The organism is Algoriphagus sp. SE2 (assembly GCF_039563885.1).
Lineage (GTDB): Bacteria > Bacteroidota > Bacteroidia > Cytophagales > Cyclobacteriaceae > Algoriphagus.
The window spans coordinates 106,993-123,418 of the sequence record NZ_JBCLWJ010000008.1; the positions used below are offsets into that span (position 1 = coordinate 106,993).

Annotated in this window: 15 protein-coding genes; 10 read left to right on the forward strand and 5 right to left on the reverse strand. The window is 37.5% G+C overall.

Annotated features, from left to right (window positions below; translation table 11 throughout):
* Positions 1-3: 3 nt before the first annotated feature.
* Complete coding sequence (gene lpxK, locus AAGF08_RS11450; RefSeq protein ID WP_343511303.1) at positions 4-1,050, reverse strand: tetraacyldisaccharide 4'-kinase; 1,047 nt, start codon at positions 1,048-1,050, stop codon at positions 4-6.
* A 41-nt stretch (positions 1,051-1,091) separates the two neighbouring features.
* On the opposite strand from lpxK, the gene AAGF08_RS11455 reads away from it, so the two are divergent.
* From AAGF08_RS11455 to AAGF08_RS11465, 3 genes are all read left to right on the forward strand, one after another.
* Positions 1,092-2,192: a Nif3-like dinuclear metal center hexameric protein gene (locus AAGF08_RS11455; RefSeq protein WP_343511304.1), complete on the forward strand. Its 1,101-nt coding sequence runs from the start codon at positions 1,092-1,094 to the stop codon at positions 2,190-2,192.
* A 3-nt stretch (positions 2,193-2,195) separates the two neighbouring features.
* Complete coding sequence (locus AAGF08_RS11460) at positions 2,196-2,966, forward strand: C4-type zinc ribbon domain-containing protein (protein WP_343511305.1); 771 nt, start codon at positions 2,196-2,198, stop codon at positions 2,964-2,966.
* A 225-nt stretch (positions 2,967-3,191) separates the two neighbouring features.
* Positions 3,192-3,497 (forward strand): hypothetical protein, encoded by a 306-nt coding sequence (locus tag AAGF08_RS11465; protein WP_343511306.1) that lies wholly within the window; start codon positions 3,192-3,194, stop codon positions 3,495-3,497.
* Here the strand turns inward: AAGF08_RS11465 and AAGF08_RS11470 are convergent.
* Complete coding sequence (locus AAGF08_RS11470; RefSeq protein ID WP_343511307.1) at positions 3,475-4,104, reverse strand: histidine phosphatase family protein; 630 nt, start codon at positions 4,102-4,104, stop codon at positions 3,475-3,477. The genes AAGF08_RS11465 and AAGF08_RS11470 overlap by 23 nt on opposite strands.
* A 52-nt stretch (positions 4,105-4,156) precedes the next feature.
* On the opposite strand from AAGF08_RS11470, the gene AAGF08_RS11475 reads away from it, so the two are divergent.
* Genes AAGF08_RS11475 through menD form a run of 3 tightly spaced genes read left to right on the forward strand, consistent with a single transcriptional unit; the run spans position 4,157 to position 7,482 of the window.
* Positions 4,157-4,579 carry a hotdog fold thioesterase gene (locus tag AAGF08_RS11475; protein WP_343511308.1) on the forward strand — a complete coding sequence of 141 codons (423 nt, stop codon included), beginning with the start codon at positions 4,157-4,159 and terminating at the stop codon, positions 4,577-4,579.
* On the forward strand, positions 4,580-5,797 hold the full coding sequence (locus tag AAGF08_RS11480) for a chorismate-binding protein (RefSeq protein WP_343511309.1): 1,218 nt from the start codon (positions 4,580-4,582) through the stop codon (positions 5,795-5,797). It begins immediately after the preceding gene.
* Positions 5,794-7,482, forward strand: coding sequence for a 2-succinyl-5-enolpyruvyl-6-hydroxy-3-cyclohexene-1-carboxylic-acid synthase (menD, locus tag AAGF08_RS11485; protein ID WP_343511310.1), 1,689 nt, complete (start codon positions 5,794-5,796; stop codon positions 7,480-7,482). Before AAGF08_RS11480 ends, menD begins: the two co-directional genes overlap by 4 nt.
* 6 nt (positions 7,483-7,488) lie before the next feature.
* On the opposite strand, the gene AAGF08_RS11490 is transcribed toward menD, so the two are convergent.
* The 3 genes from AAGF08_RS11490 to AAGF08_RS11500 form a co-directional block, all read right to left on the reverse strand.
* Entirely contained in the window at positions 7,489-8,607 is a 1,119-nt protein-coding gene (locus AAGF08_RS11490) for a glycoside hydrolase family 16 protein (protein WP_343511311.1), read from the reverse strand.
* 68 nt (positions 8,608-8,675) lie between these two features.
* The gene (locus AAGF08_RS11495) at positions 8,676-9,464 is read right to left on the reverse strand and encodes a helix-turn-helix transcriptional regulator (protein WP_343511312.1); all 789 of its coding nucleotides are present in this window, start codon (positions 9,462-9,464) and stop codon (positions 8,676-8,678) included.
* A 139-nt stretch (positions 9,465-9,603) separates the two neighbouring features.
* Positions 9,604-10,470: a LysR family transcriptional regulator gene (locus AAGF08_RS11500; RefSeq protein WP_343511313.1), complete on the reverse strand. Its 867-nt coding sequence runs from the start codon at positions 10,468-10,470 to the stop codon at positions 9,604-9,606.
* A 97-nt stretch (positions 10,471-10,567) separates the two neighbouring features.
* Between AAGF08_RS11500 and hutH the strand changes: the two genes are divergently transcribed.
* The 4 genes from hutH (at position 10,568) to hutG (ending at position 16,406) form a co-directional block, all read left to right on the forward strand.
* Entirely contained in the window at positions 10,568-12,133 is a 1,566-nt protein-coding gene (hutH, locus tag AAGF08_RS11505) for a histidine ammonia-lyase (RefSeq protein WP_343511314.1), read from the forward strand.
* A 5-nt stretch (positions 12,134-12,138) separates the two neighbouring features.
* The gene (gene hutI, locus AAGF08_RS11510) at positions 12,139-13,374 is read left to right on the forward strand and encodes an imidazolonepropionase (RefSeq protein ID WP_343511315.1); all 1,236 of its coding nucleotides are present in this window, start codon (positions 12,139-12,141) and stop codon (positions 13,372-13,374) included.
* 64 nt (positions 13,375-13,438) lie between these two features.
* Positions 13,439-15,439 carry a urocanate hydratase gene (locus tag AAGF08_RS11515; RefSeq protein ID WP_343511316.1) on the forward strand — a complete coding sequence of 667 codons (2,001 nt, stop codon included), beginning with the start codon at positions 13,439-13,441 and terminating at the stop codon, positions 15,437-15,439.
* A gap of 7 nt (positions 15,440-15,446) precedes the next feature.
* Positions 15,447-16,406, forward strand: coding sequence for a formimidoylglutamase (gene hutG, locus AAGF08_RS11520; RefSeq protein ID WP_343511317.1), 960 nt, complete (start codon positions 15,447-15,449; stop codon positions 16,404-16,406).
* The last annotated feature ends 20 nt before the right edge of the window (positions 16,407-16,426 follow it).

Here is a 16,426-nt window from a genome sequence, read left to right on the forward strand (position 1 = left end):
AATCTATTTCTTTTGAAGAATTACCTGATCGATAAAACTTTCCATGAATCGCTCATCTTCTTGTGAAAAAACCACTTGAATCGGCAACACAAAAATCGGAATTTCTTCTAGAAAACCCGAAGGACTACTAGATTTAACTTTTACTGCATCTTTTTCGGTAGTAATAATTATTGGACTTCGCTCAGAATAGGTATCGTATATGTCTTTTATTTTATCAAAATCGGACAAACTATATTCATGATGATCTGGGTATTTTAGGGTTTCTAATAAATTGAAGTTTGCCGAAACATATTTCTTCAGTTGCTCATCATTTGCAATACCACTTAGCAAGATCACTTGTTGAGAAAATGTACTTTCTTTGCCTATGGGGTAGGGTTGCCCATATCCAATTGTACTGGAGAGAATTGGAGCTACCTTGTTATATTTCCTAATCTTTTTTATCATCTCAATCTTTTCAGATTCTAAAATTCCCAAGGGACACTTCGTCACCACAATCAAATCAGCTCTTTGTGCTCCTCTTCTACTTTCCCTTAACCTTCCCATAGGTAGTAAAAAATCAGAATAAAAAGGTTGATCAAAAGTCGTCAGTAAAATGGTTGAATCAACTTGAACGTATCGATGTTGAAATGCATCATCCAAAATAACCAATTCATTTTCAGGGAAGTTTAAAGCGATTGAATTTAGAGCTTCCACTCTTTTTTCGCCCACAAATACAGAAATCTCCTTCCCAAATTTTGAAAAAATCTGATATGGTTCATCTCCAATATCTGAAGGTAGTACTCCTCTTTTTGCTTTAAGAAATCCGCTTGTTTTTCTTCCGTATCCCCTACTTAATGTTGCGGTTTTTTGCCTGGATTTAACCTTACTAATCAAATATTCAACCATTGGGGTTTTACCCGTTCCACCAATACTTAAGTTCCCTACTAAAATGCTTTTTAGAGGAGATTTAGTTCTTTCTAACCACCCCAAATCAAAAAACCAATTTCTAACCTTGGTGATCAGATTATAAAGTACCGCAAAAGGATAAAGCAAAAAAGCGTAGGGGCGCATTCCTTAGATTTACTATTTTTGACCAAATAAACGGAAAAATTATGGGATACAAGATTGGAGAACTGATTTCACGGCTTGAATCATTTGCACCGCCATCTTATCAAGAGTCCTACGATAATGCTACTTTGATTACTGGCGATAGAAGCACTGTCCTTACGGGAGTCTTATGTTCATTAGACTGTACGGAAGCTGTTGTTGAGGAAGCAATTTCTTTAGGTGCCAATCTGATCGTTGCACATCATCCGATTGTTTTTAGAGGATTAAAGAGTTTTACCGGCAAAAATTATGTAGAAAGAACTGTTATTAAAGCCATAAAAAATGACATCGCAATTTTTGCCATTCATACGAATTTAGATCACGTCTCAAACGGAGTCAATAAAAGAATTTCAGATAGACTTGGTTTAGTAAATACGAAGATTCTCCAACCCAAAAAACAAATCTTAAGCAAACTTGAATTTTTCGTACCTCCCTCCGGAAAAGATAAAGTGCTCAAAGCTATTCATACAGCTGGTGCTGGTAAAATCGGAGAGTATTCTGAATGCTCCTTTCAAACAAAAGGAACTGGTTCATTTACCCCTTCCCAGAATGCAAATCCAGCAATTGGTGAAAAAGGTAAAGCAGAAAGTTTGGAAGAAATAAAAATTGAGGTATTGGTACCCAATCACCAGATAGGTAAAATTCTTGGCGAACTAAAAACCAATCACCCATATGAAGAAGTAGCTTATTATCTAACAAATATCGAAAATGAAAATCAGGAGGTCGGTGCCGGGATGATAGGAGAACTTTCCGAACCACTGGAGGAAACAGACTTTTTAGATTATATGAAAAAGAAAATGGAACTTCAGGTAATTAAACACACCACTCTTCTAAAAAAGAAAATTAAAAAAGTTGCTGTCTGTGGGGGTGCAGGGATTTTCCTTTTGCCCGATGCTAAAAGAGCCCATGCAGATATATTTATTACCTCCGATGTGAAGTATCATGAATTCTTCGATGCCGAAAACAGACTAATACTTTGCGATATTGGTCATTATGAAAGTGAAATTTTCACAAAAGAATTACTAGGAGAGTTATTGTCACAAAATTTTCCTAATATTGCACTCTATTTGACGAAAGTAGTTACAAATCCCACATCCTACCGATAGTACATGGAAAGTACAGTAGCACAAAAGCTCGAGGCCATTCATAACCTTCAACTAATTGATTCAAGACTTGACGCTCTAATTAAAGTTAGAGGAGCTCTTCCCGAGGAAGTTCAAGATTTAGAAGATGAAATAGCCGGTTATGAAACCCGATTGGAGAAATTCCAAAACGAGATTGAAGCATACGAAGAGGAAATAAAACAACTCAAGGAAAGCATCAAAGATTCTGAAAAACTGATAAAGAAGTATCAGGAACAGCAGATGAATGTGCGAAACAACCGAGAGTATGATGCAATCACAAAAGAACTGGAATTACAAGATTTAGAAATTCAGGTTTCAAAGAAAAAAATTGCAGAAGCTGCGGTTAAGATAGATCAAAAGAAAATTGATCTTGATGAACTAAACGCTGTAATGAAAGACCGACAGAAGGATCTTGATCAAAAAAACAGTGAACTTTCTACTATCATTTCAGAAAGTGAATCTGAAGAAGCAAAGTTAAACTCTGATAGAGAAAAAGCTTTAAAGAAGGTAGATGAAAGGCTAATCAAATCTTACAAAAAGATCAGAGCGAATGCAAAAAATGGTCTTGCTGTTGTTCTTGTGAAGCGAGGAGCTTGCGGAGGTTGTTTTAATACGGTACCTCCTCAGCGACAAGCTGATATAAGAGAAAAGAAAAAATTAATCGTATGTGAACATTGTGGAAGAATCCTCGCAGGTGTTGAAGACGAGATTGAAGATCCAACTCCAGCTCCAAAAAAGAAAAGAGCAAAAGCATAATTCAAAATACCATATTTAAAAACCCCAAAAGTAAAATTACTCTTGGGGTTTTTATTTTTTAATAGATTTGGCCTTGCTTCTTAGGTTGTAATTTTAGTATCTTAGATGCATATGAAAAGTTTCCGAATAGCAATCATAATCTTTTTTATTTCTCTCTCATCATTTGCTAAAAATGATGATTCTAGAACGTTTATGGTGATTTTTAAACAAAAAGAGCTCAAATCTTTGAAAACATCAATTCAAAAAATTGAAGCTCAATTTTCCACCATTTTTAAAACAAAAAGCTATTCCGGTAATTCTGACCTCACCTTGCTCATTGAAGTTCCATCAAATCAATTTGATTTATCTACGATTGGAGACTTTATTATCGAATTGGGAGATGATAAAGAATTAAAACTTCAGGATATGGCCTTTAGACTTTTTGATTTAACTGAAGGAAAGGAAGAGTTGCAAAGTTTTATCTCTGAATACGAAGATTTGCAACATGCCAGAAAAAATGACAAAACTGCTAAAGTTGATTTAAAGCCTTAAGGTGGCCCACATCATTTCTTTTTAAAATCTCAAACGCTCCATTTCCCTTTTCTTCTAATAGATACAAGCAAAGGTTCTGATGTTCATAATTATCCATGTGCTTCAGGTCATGCTTCATAATTAAACTCAGAAATATTCTCATTGCTCTTCCATGCATGCAAACAAGAATGGTCTCGCCTGGACCATTTATAATTTTTTCAATTCCTTTAATCATTCTTGCTGCCACAACGTTTGGGCTTTCTCCCCCAGCTATCGCATAATCGAGGTTGCCAATTTTCCATTGATTTAGCATATGATGGTAATATTGGCTTTCATTTGGGGTCATGGGAGTCCCTTCATATTCGCCCCAAGAAATTTCATTAAGTTCAGGAAGTGCCTCAAATGGAATTCCTAATTCAAGAAAACCTTGAATCGACTGCTTCGTCCGAATCAAAGCAGTATGGTATAAATGATCAAAGGGAATATCTTTATATGCTTCAAAAAATAATTGAGCTTGCTTCTTACCAGTCTCGTTAATGTCAGCATCGATCCCACTGCCCTGAACAACTCCCTTCAGGTTAAAATCTGTTTGCCCGTGTCTTACTAAGTAAATTTTTTTTCGATTCAAGATTCTCTATTTTTGTCTTCATCCCAAAGAAAACTCATTTACTTTAATTTTCATGGTATTTAAGAGAAAGCCTTCCCTTGAGGAATTGAATAATCAAAGTTTGAACACAATGGTTTCTCACTTAGGGATTTTTTTTATTGATATTTCAGAAAATTCAATTTCTGCCACTATGCCTGTTGATGAGAGAACAAAACAACCAATGGGTTTGTTGCATGGAGGAGCGAATGTAGTTCTAGCAGAGACATTAGGAAGTATTGCAAGCTCTTTAACGATAGATATTGGAAAGAAGGCTTGTGTGGGTCTGGAAATCAACGCCAATCACATCAAAGCAGTTAGATCTGGATTGGTAACTGGAACAACAACTCCAATTCATATTGGCCAAAGCACTCAAATTTGGGAAATTAAAATCACCAACGACAAAGGTCAACTTTCCTGTATCAGTAGAATCACAATGGCAATAATTGATAAAAAGTAAATGAATACGGAAGTATCCACGAATCATACACAAACAGAATTAATTCAACTTCTACTTCAATTAGGACTAGGTTCTGGCGGTTCATTTGCTATTTGGAGAAAGCCAAAATGCAATACCGTAGAGATGGTTTTAGATGATAGTACCATTCCCTCCAAAGTCACTATTAATTTAGAAGAACTAGACCCTGGATTTATCATTCATCCTTTCGCGGATCAGGAAGATAAAAAAGCTTATTTTATTAAAGCCAACAATTACCTGAAAATCAAATTGGATGATTCATTTGAGAAGGATGAATTGCCAGAATGGGCGAAAATCAGGCTAGAAAATGAACGGTTACTTTCTCCTCAAGAATTAAAATCTTTGTTTGCCCAGCAACCACATACAATTCAGGGTTCTGGGAAAGACGAAAGTCAGAACAAAAAGCATTTTATGCAATTGGTAGAAATGGGAGTTCAGGCTGTTTTGGATGGAAAAATGGAAAAAGTAGTACCGGCAAGAACAAAACATATTGAAATCCCTGAAGATTTCAATTTGAGTCTTACTCTATTAAGTCTGATGAAAACCTATCCTTTTGCATTCATTAATTTTTTCCATATCCCTCAAGTAGGTACTTGGATTGGAGCATCACCTGAAGTGCTGATTGAAACAAAAGGAGATATTTTCTATACCATGTCTTTGGCTGGAACCCAACCGGCAGAGGGAGACAATCCTTTGAAAACGGCTGCTTGGACTCAAAAAGAAATTGAAGAACAGGCATTAGTCAGTAGATATATCGTTTCTTGTCTGAAAAAAATCCGATTAAGAGAATATGAGGAACATGGGCCAAAAACAGTAGTTGCTGGTAACCTTTTGCACTTGAGATCTGACTTCAGAATTGATATGCAAGCCACGGGCTTTCCTCAATTAGGATCCATCATGTTGGACTTGCTACATCCAACTTCAGCAGTTTGCGGAATGCCCAGGAAGGAATCCCATGAGTTTTTACAAGCTTATGAAGGGTTTGACCGTTCTTTTTATGCCGGTTTTATCGGGCCTGTTAACATTCAGGATCAAACTTCAATTTATGTGAACTTAAGAACTGCATCCCTATCAGAAAAACAAGCAATTTTGTATGCAGGCGCTGGGGTTACTGAAGATTCTGATCCAGAAAAAGAATGGGAAGAAACTGAGCTCAAATGTCAGATCATTGGTAAATTCATCCAAAACCCAAAAGTTTGATCCTCAATCATATTACCGAATTAGTAGCCATCTGCGCTAAAAAAGGCATTAAAAATGTCATTTTATCACCAGGTTCACGCTGTGCTCCTATTACCATTTCTTTTGCAAGGCATACGCAAATTCACACAAGAACTATTTCCGACGAGCGCTCGGCAGCTTTCATAGCTTTGGGAATGGCCCAACAATTGGAAGAACCAGTGGCATTGGTTTGTACGAGTGGCTCAGCAGCTTTAAATTATTATCCTGCTATTGCCGAAGCATATTTCCAACAAGTACCTTTATTAGTTTTGACATCAGACCGACCAAAAGAATGGATTGACCAATACGATGGGCAAACAATTTTTCAAGAAGGGGTTTATGGAAAACATGTGAAAAAAAGCTTCCAATTCCCAAATTTTGTCGGAACGCCAGATGACGAATGGCTCGCTAATAGAATAAGTAATGAGGCTATTAATCTGGCAAAGGAGTTTCCTGCTGGCCCCGTGCATATTAATATCCCATTAAAAGAACCATTTTATCCAGTTGATGAAGAGGAAATCATTTTTCCTGAAAAACCTCGGATTTTTAATCAAGCCCACAGTTATTCTCAACTTGCTGAAGAATCTTTCATGAAGTTGAAAAGTAGATTGGAATCTTTTAATCGAATTCTAATCATCGCAGGGCAACAAAGGCCAAATAATCAGATTCAGGAAACCCTAACAAAACTTTCAACCCAAAAGAAAGTAGTTGTAGTTACTGATACCATAAGCAATTTACAATCTGATTATAGTATCAATCTTCATGACCATTGGTTAAATTCTGCTGAAATTTGGGCCGGTTTAAAACCTGATTTAATAATCAGTTTTGGTAAGTCGATTATTTCCAAAAGCTTAAAATTATTCCTCAGAAATACTGATGCATCGCATTGGCTTATACAGCCTGATGGTAAAGCAAAAGATACATTCCAAAATTTGACTAGAATCCTTCCAACATCTCCAAGCTATTTTCTTGGATGGATGATGAATAATCTAACTAATCAAAATTCAGAGTTCTACAATTCTTGGCATGGTTTGGAACAAAAAATAAAAGATCAACTTCCAGAAATCATAGACTCTGTAGGATTTGGAGAATATGCTGCCTTACAAACTGCCTTGGAGAAAACTCCCATTTCTTCAAAAATTCATGTCGCAAACAGTATGTCCGTCAGATATCTAAATTTTCTTGGTAAAAGAGATCAAGAAATTATCTGCAATAGAGGCACAAGCGGAATTGATGGGTCAAATTCTACGGCTGTTGGATGTACTTTTACCACCAAGGAACTAGTCACTTTAGTAACCGGTGACCTTGCTTTTTTCTATGACAGAAATGCTTTTTGGCACAATTATACGATGCCAAATCTTCGAATTATTCTTTTAAACAACCATGCTGGTGGCATTTTCAGGATAATCGATGGCCCCAAAAATCAACCTGAATTTGTTGAGTATTTTGAGACCAAGCAAAATCTCACTGCGCAGCATCTTGCAACCGAATATGGATTTTATTATTCTAAAGTGGTAAATAAAGAAGAATTACAGGCTTCTCTAAAGGATTTCTACTCAGATTCCGTACATCCAAAAATTTTGGAAATAGAAACCTCCAGCAAAATCAATCTGGAACTTTTGCAATTGATCAAAGGAAGGATTTCAGAGGTATTAAAGTCAAGGTGAAATTGACTATTCTTCCTGAAAAACTCTTATATAGTCCACCTTCATTTCTTGAGGAAAAACGGTAGATCCATCAGGACTACCAGGCCAAATCCCCCCCACTGCCACATTGAAAATAAAGAACATTGGCTTATGGAATTCATCTAAACCTGCTGGAGTGATATCAATTACATGATATTCTTCACCATCTAACAGCCAAACTATTTTTTCCGGATCCCATTCAATGGAAAAAACGTGAAACTCGTCATTAAAAATTCCAGTTGAAAGCTTGGTGCTTCCTCCATAGTTGGCATAACTTCCGCCATTATCCCAATGGACTGTTCCGTGGATAGTTCTATCACGGTCATCTACAGATCCTCCAACCAATTCCATGATATCTATTTCACCGCATTTTGGCCAACTCACTTCATCAATATTTTCTCCAAGCATCCAAAGTGCAGGCCATAGACCTTGACCTTTAGGGAGGAGTGCCCGGATATCAATTCTACCATAGGTAAATGATTGTTTTCCCTTTGTAATCAACCTTGAGGAAGTATATTGCCTTCCACCAGCACTTTCTCTTTTGGCGGTTATAACAAGGTTTCCATCAACTATTGAAGTGTTCTCTTTCTTATAATATTCTAATTCTTGATTTCCCCAACCACAAAGTTCTGGACATCCATCACCCAACTCAAAAGTCCAATCTTCTGAAATTGTAGGAGAGTTGAATTCGTCCGACCATACCAATTTATAACCTTCATAGGATTCAGGGCTGGTATATCCCGAATTTGGACCTAAACCCAAAGATTCGGCATTCATATTTACCATTTTTGTGCTAACCACGAAGATCGATTCGGTAGAATGGGCTTGAACTACGATGGTATAATCTCCTTTTTCTGTGTAGGTGTAGGAAGCTGTATTTCCATCTACTCTATTGGGAACTTCTCCTGGAGTTCCAAAACTGATTTTAAAAAAACTTGCGTTCGTTGCTGAAAAGTTTGCTCTAACTTCGCCATTACCTAATTTTTCAACATCGAGAACAAAGTTGGTAATCTCCTCAATTTTATCATCAACTTCCTCACTTCCTGAACAGGATGTTAAAAGAATTATACTGAAAAGAACGAAGATACTTTTTTTGAATACTTCCATTTATTGGGTTGTTTGAAAATTAAACTCGTCTAATAATCAAAATTAAAATAATTGTAAAATGTTTACTTTCAAACAGTAAAATCGGGAGTTTTTTTACTCCCGATTTTCTGGATCAAATAAATCATTAGGCCAATCTGTACAATTTCAGCTAAAGTCCAAGGAATTAATGCCAAAAAAACTCCAATTCCAGTAAACATCAATACCCCAGCTAGAATCAATAGAACCCCCATAATTGTCGCCATTGAAGAAAATTCCTTTTTATATCCAAGGTATCCAAATCCTAAAAACGCAAAAATGAAACCGAATGAACTTACCTTGATCATATAATAATCCCCGATTGAAAATACATCTGTAAACAAGGCAATCATATCAATGATAAACCAGATTACATTCGCACCAACCATTACCCAAAGTGCAATCGTTAAAATCCGATTTGGAAAACGTAAGGTCAATTTCAACCAGCCCAATAGAAATAAGATGTAAAAGAAATAAGTTCCTGCTTTAATAAGCGTATATCCTATTAAACTAAAAGAAACTTCACCTCCCAAAAATTCTTGCTCCATTCCTATTTCAAGGATCGATAGAAAAAAATAAATAATTGCTGCACCGATGGAAATATATAATAGAGGGCTTGGCTTTTCAGCCGATTGACTGTCCATTTCAGAATCTTTTTCCCAATGATATTCTAGTGCTTCAAAAATTGCTTTGATGGTATAGGTTCTTGGCGATACCTCCCCAGCTTCAATTCGCTGTATTGTCCTTACATTTAAATTGCATTTTTCAACTAACTCTTCTTGAGTAAGTCCTTTTGCCTTTCTTAAGTCTGAGACTTTCTTGCCTAATTCTGGTTGTTTCATAATTTTTTGTAGATTTTGATTTACCATGGCAATTTCTAAGATTGATTTTGGACAAAGGGCGAAATAGGCTCGGATTTAACCCGACATTCCCCTGACATTTCGTCTATTGGGGCATTTTGCGGTCAAGTTAAGGAAAATGTTACAGCAGGGGTAATACTTTTTGAAGTGCAGGATTTCGGTTTTCAGCCTTCCATATAACTGATAATTCCGTGAATTCTGAAATGTGGGTAATCTCCATAAATCGAACATTTAATTCATATCCCTCCTTTAAAGATGAAGGAACAATTGCCACACCCAAGCCATTTTCCACCAGTTTAAAAATCGTCAGCGCATGAACAGACTTATGACGTATTTTAGGGGAAAACCCAGCTTGTCTACAAATTCCAATGATTTGCTCGAAGTAATAATTCGAATAATCGCTGGAAAAAAGTATAAAGGACTCATTTGAAAATTGCCCTAAAGAATGAAAATCTTTGGTTTGAACTGGATGATCTTTTGGAACCACCAAAGAGAAAGAATCTCGCAAGACAGTTTTCATTTCAACATCAGAAGGAACAGAAGCTAGTCTAACAAAACCCAAATCCAATTTATCTTTTTGCACCATTTCCACCTGCGCAGCATTACTTAATTCCTCCAAACTGGATGTGATCAAAGGCTCAAGCAGATTTAATTTTTTAAGCAAATCTGGAAGCACCTGATTAGAGGCTGAGCCCAAAAAACCGATCCTTAGCTCCCCCACCTTTCCAACATCAATCAGTTTGAGTTGACTCTTTGTGATTTCTAAATGATTTAAAACAAAATCTACCTCCCCCAATAAATAACGACCAGCTTCCCGAAGCTCCACATGCTTTTGATCACGTTCAAAAAGTTTGACTTCGAGCATCTCTTCCAATTGCTTGATCTGTCTACTCAATCCAGGTTGGGAAATAAATAACCGTTCAGCTGCTTTTCGAAAATTTAACTCTTCTGCAACTGCTTTGAAATATATGAGATGTCTAAGTTCCATGATGCTTTAAAGTTATCAAATCATGACAAATTAGTATCAAAAATTATCAATGATCTTAGCTAGTTTTGTAAATCATTAGAATAAAAAATCAAATCCTATGGAAACTTTCCATTTTGGCATAGACAGACTAACGGCATCTATGGCTTTAAAACTGGCCAGGAAAGAAGCAAGGGGCCTTTTAAATTCTGAAACTATTTCGAAAGTAAATGATTCTGCAGCTGCTGTTGCCAAAATTGCTTCAGGGGAAAAAGCAGTTTACGGTATTAATACCGGATTTGGGCCATTATGTACCAGTAGAATTTCAGAAACAGATACTCGAACTCTTCAGGAAAATCTTTTGAAAAGCCATGCTGTTGGTTTAGGAGATCCTATTCCATTGGAAATCTCCAAATTAATGTTGGTCCTAAAGCTACATGCTTTAGCCCAGGGTTTTTCAGGAATTCAGCTTCGAACGCTTGAGCGAATGCTTTGGATGCTTGAAAACGAAGTTGTGCCTGTAGTTCCTATGCAAGGTTCAGTTGGAGCATCAGGAGATTTGGCACCTCTTTCTCATTTATTTTTGCCTTTAATTGGCTACGGTAAGGTTCATTATGCCGGCGAAATAGTCAATAGTTCAAATGTCTTAAATCAATTTCAGTTAGAACCACTTCAGCTAGGACCCAAGGAAGGTCTTGCATTAATCAACGGAACTCAATTTATAGCTGCTTTTGGCGTAATGGTAGTAGATCGACTTCACAATGTTTTGCAGCATGCGGATATCACTGGTGCCATGATGCTTGAAGGTTTGATGGGATCAATCAAACCTTTTTCGAACGAACTCCACCAACTGAGACCATTTCCAGGAAATAAACATGTAGCTCAAACTATTTTGAATCTGCTTCACCAATCAGAAATCGTAAACTCTCACGTCAATTGTGCACGAGTGCAAGACCCATACTCCCTGAGGTGTATGCCTCAAGTGCATGGAGCTTCTCGAAATGCTTGGTTACATTTAAGGGATTCGATTGAAACTGAAATTAATTCTGTCACAGATAATCCTGTAGTATTTGGCACTGACCACACCATAAGCGGAGGAAATTTCCATGGTCAACCAATCGCTTTACCATTGGATTATGCCTGTTTGGCGGCTTCGGAAATCGGAAATATAGCCGATAGGAGGATATACCTCTCAATCGAAGGAGATACTCCAGGAGTACCTAAATTGCTTTTAAAGGAAACTGGATTGAATTCAGGGTTAATGATTCCTCAATACACCACAGCAGCTTTGGCATCTGAAAATAAAGGACTTTGTTTTCCATCCAGTGCGGATAGTATTCCCACTTCTTTGGGACAGGAAGATCATGTCAGTATGGGATCTATCGGGGCAAGGAAAGCGCTTCAGGTGATTGGAAATGTGGAAAAAATTCTAGGGGTTGAATTATTTTATGCTGCTCAGGCGATGGATTTTCATGCTCCCATGAAATCAGGAAAAATCATGACAGCTATGTATGAGCATGTTCGGTCTAAGATAAACCCAGTCGAATTCGATCGGGTAATGACTGAAGACATGGAGATGGCAATTGAATTGATTCAAAGTGGAGAATTGGTCACAATTGCAAAAGAGGTCGCGAATACTGAAAACTTAAAGTTTGATACAGAATGGAGCGAACTTTTTAAATATTAATTCATATGGAAAAGGCACTCAGATTAATCGGCCCATTTCGTCAGCTTTTGACACTAGATCATCTCCCACTAAAAGGAGCTTTAAAGGATGAGCAACTGGAAATAATAAATGAGGCTGGCTTAATTATTCAAGAAGAAAAAATCCTAGCCGTAGGTAAGTTCATTGCACTAAAGTCCACTTATCCCCAAGCAGAAGTATATAAATTAGAAACAGATTTTGTGGCTTTGCCAGGTTGGGTAGATTGTCATACACATATATGCTTTGGAGGAAGCAGAGCCAGGGATTTTGCGATGAGAAATGCCGGAAAATCCTATCTGGAAATTGCTGAAGCTGGAGGCGGAATCTGGGAAACTGTCACTCAAACTCGAAATCTCAGTCAAAATGAACTTGCTGAAAAAACTACCGAAAATGCAAATAGACATCTAAGTGAGGGAGTTACCACAATAGAGGTGAAAAGCGGTTATGGGCTCAATGTTGCTGAAGAACTCAAAATGCTTCGGGCTATCGAGGAGGCAAACACTAGAACTTGCGCGGATCTTATTCCAACTTGCCTTGCAGCTCATATGAAACCGAGAGACTTTCAGGGAACCAATGAAGAATATCTAGAAATGATTTCTAAACAACTTTTCCCTATTCTCAAGTCCGAAAACCTCTCAAACCGCATTGATTCCTTTATTGAGAAAAGTGCTTTTTCACCAGAAGAAATAAAACCCTATTATCAAAAAGCGCAGAAGTTAGGATTCGATCTGACTGTTCACGCAGATCAATTTTCTACTGGGGGATCTAAGGTCGCGGTTCAATATAGAGCAAAATCTGCTGATCATTTGGAGGCCTCCGCTGACCATGAAATTGAGCTTTTGGCCAAATCAAATACTATTGCTGTTGCACTACCAGGAGCATCTATAGGTTTAGGGGTTCCTTTTACCCCTGCAAGAAAAATTCTGAATAGAGGTGGAGCTTTAGTAATTGCCACTGACTGGAACCCTGGCTCAGCTCCTATGGGAGATTTGGTCGCCCAAGCTTCTATTTTGGCAACTTATGAAAAACTAAGTACAGCAGAGGTTTTAGCAGGTATGACCTATCGAGCTGCAGCTGCATTAAATCTTCCTGACAGAGGTGTTTTAAAGTCAGGAATGCTGGCTGATTTTAACCTATTCTCAACCGATAATTATCAAGAAATCCTTTATCAGCAGGGTAAACTCAAACCTGCTCAGGTTTGGAAAAATGGTCACAAAATTTAACCTGAGAGTCATTGACTATAGTTTATTAAACTACTTTAATTCTATCTAATAATTAGTAATTCTAATGTCTTTCCAAGATCAAATAACCCAAGGTATTCCTACTGAACTTCCAGAAAAAAAAGTTCGAAATCCAGAGCTAAGCCATGCTCCAAAAAGGAAGGAAATACTAAGTTTGGAAGAAAAAAAGCTGGCTATTCAGAATGCCTTAAGATATTTTCATAGAGATTGGCATACAGAACTTGCCATGGAATTTTTTGAAGAACTGGAGCGCTTCGGGAGGATCTATATGTATAGATTTCTTCCGGATTATCAGATGAAGGCAAGACCTATTGAAGAATACCCAGCCAATTGTAAACAGGCAGCAGCTATCATGCTTATGATCCAAAACAACTTGGATCCTAAGGTAGCCCAACATCCCGAAGAGTTAATCACGTATGGTGGCAATGGAGCAGTTTTTCAAAACTGGGCACAATACCTTTTAGTCATGAAATACCTATCGGAAATGACGAATGAGCAGACATTGCATATCTATTCCGGCCATCCGATGGGCCTTTTTCCTTCTTCCAAAGAAGCTCCAAGAGTTATTGTCACCAACGGAATGATGATTCCCAACTACTCCAAACCAGATGATTGGGAAAAATTCAATGCACTGGGGGTCACTCAATATGGACAAATGACAGCTGGATCTTACATGTATATTGGCCCACAAGGGATCGTTCATGGTACCACAATCACGGTAATGAATGCATTCCGGATGAAATTAAAGAAAGGAGAATCCCCAAAAGGAAAAATATTTCTGACGGCAGGATTGGGAGGAATGTCCGGTGCACAACCAAAAGCAGGAAATATTGCAGGATGTGTTACCATCTGTGCTGAAGTTAATCCTGTAGCTGCTAAGAAAAGATTTGAGCAAGGGTGGGTCGATGAACTGATCGAAAATATTGATGAATTGGTTCTGAGAACCCAATTGGCAAAGGCTAATAAGGAAGTTGTCTCTCTGGCGTTTATTGGCAATGTGGTCGATGTTTGGGAGCGATTTGACAAAGAAAATATCTTTATTGAAATAGGATCAGACCAAACATCATTACACAACCCTTGGGCCGGAGGCTATTATCCAGTTGGACTCTCTTTTGATGAATCAAACCAAATGATGGCCCAAAACCCTGAACTTTTCAAAAAACGAGTTCAAGAAACTTTAAGAAGACATGCTGCTGCTATCAATAGACATGTGGAAAAAGGGACTTATTTTTTCGATTATGGAAATGCCTTTCTTTTGGAGGCTTCCCGAGCTGGTGCTGATGTGATGGCTGAAAATGGCATTGATTTCAAATACCCAAGTTATGTGCAGGATATTTTAGGACCCATGTGTTTTGATTATGGGTTTGGGCCATTTAGATGGGTCTGTACCTCAGGAAAACTAGAAGATTTGAAGAAATCCGATAGAATCGCTACAAAGATTTTGAAAGAAATTAAAGCCTCCGCTCCTGCCTCAATTCAGCAGCAAATGCAAGATAATATCACATGGATTGAAGAGGCAGATAAGAACAAATTGGTGGTTGGTTCTCAGGCAAGAATACTTTATGCAGATGCTGAAGGTCGCTCAAAAATCGCTCATGCTTTCAATGATGCGATCCGTTACGGAGAAATTTCTGCTCCGATTGTTTTAGGAAGGGATCATCATGATGTCAGTGGTACCGATTCTCCTTATCGGGAAACCAGCAATATTACCGATGGAAGTAAGTTTACGGCAGACATGGCTATTCACAATGTCATTGGAGATAGCTTTAGAGGAGCCACCTGGGTTTCTATACACAATGGTGGTGGCGTTGGATGGGGAGAAGTGATAAATGGAGGTTTTGGAATGGTATTAGATGGTTCTAAAGACAGTGAAAGAAAATTAAAATCCATGTTATTTTATGATGTAAACAATGGAATTGCAAGGAGAGCTTGGGCAAGGAATTCAGGTTCTTTGGAAGCAATTCAGAGAGAAATGGAAAGGAGCCCAGGACTAAAAGTAACCTTACCAAATATGGTAGATCAAAGCATTTTGGATAAATTGTCTTAAAAAAATAATGAGTAATCTCCATCAAAATCCCAGCACTACTGATTGGTTTGGTAGAAAGTCCTCAAAAATCGAGTACTGGCATCAAGCTACCATTTTTGTCAATGACTTAAAATTAGATATAAATGAAAGTCCCTTTAAAGTCGGGATTTTAGGGTATGCTGGAGAAGAAGGGGTTAGGAGAAATTGGGGTCGATTAGGAACAGCTTCTGCAACAAAATCCATAAGAAATATGATGGGAAGTTTGGCTTTTCATCTTCCAGAAAGCACTAAAGTTTTTGATTATGGTGATGTAATTACAGCAGGTGGTGACATGGAAACTAGCCATGACTTACTCTCAAAATTTGTCCAAGAAATGCTTGAAACACATCACTTCCCTGTTTTATTAGGAGGAGGGCATGATTTAGCTTTGGCTCATGGAAGAGGTATTTTCAATTATATTAAACCCAAAGGGGAAAAATTGGGAATTATTAATTGTGATGCCCATTTTGATTTGCGTCCGCTGAAAGATGGTAAAGGGCATTCTGGCTCTCCATTTTATCAATTAGCTGTCGAAAATGAAAAGGATTTCAATTATTTATGCTTGGGAATTCAACAAGCTTCCAACCCAAAATCACTTTTCGATGCAGCTGAACAACTGAATTCGAGTTGGATAACCATGGAAGATTTTCGATCTAATAATTGGGAAATCATCAAAGAGAGAATCCAAAGATTTTTGAATTCTGTAAATAAAGTATACTTAAGTATTGATCTGGACAGTTTCTCCTCTGCTTTTGCACCCGGAGTATCTGCTCCTTCTCCTTTGGGCTTCAGTCCAGACATTGCTTTCAAAGTTTTTGAATTGATTGCTTCAAGTAAAAAACTGATCTCGCTTGATATAGTAGAGATGAATCCAAAATTCGATCAGGATAATGCCTCGGCTCGATTAGCCGCTAGAATTATAGAGTTTATTTTAAGAAAGATTTTTTAGAAATATAAACCTAATTCACT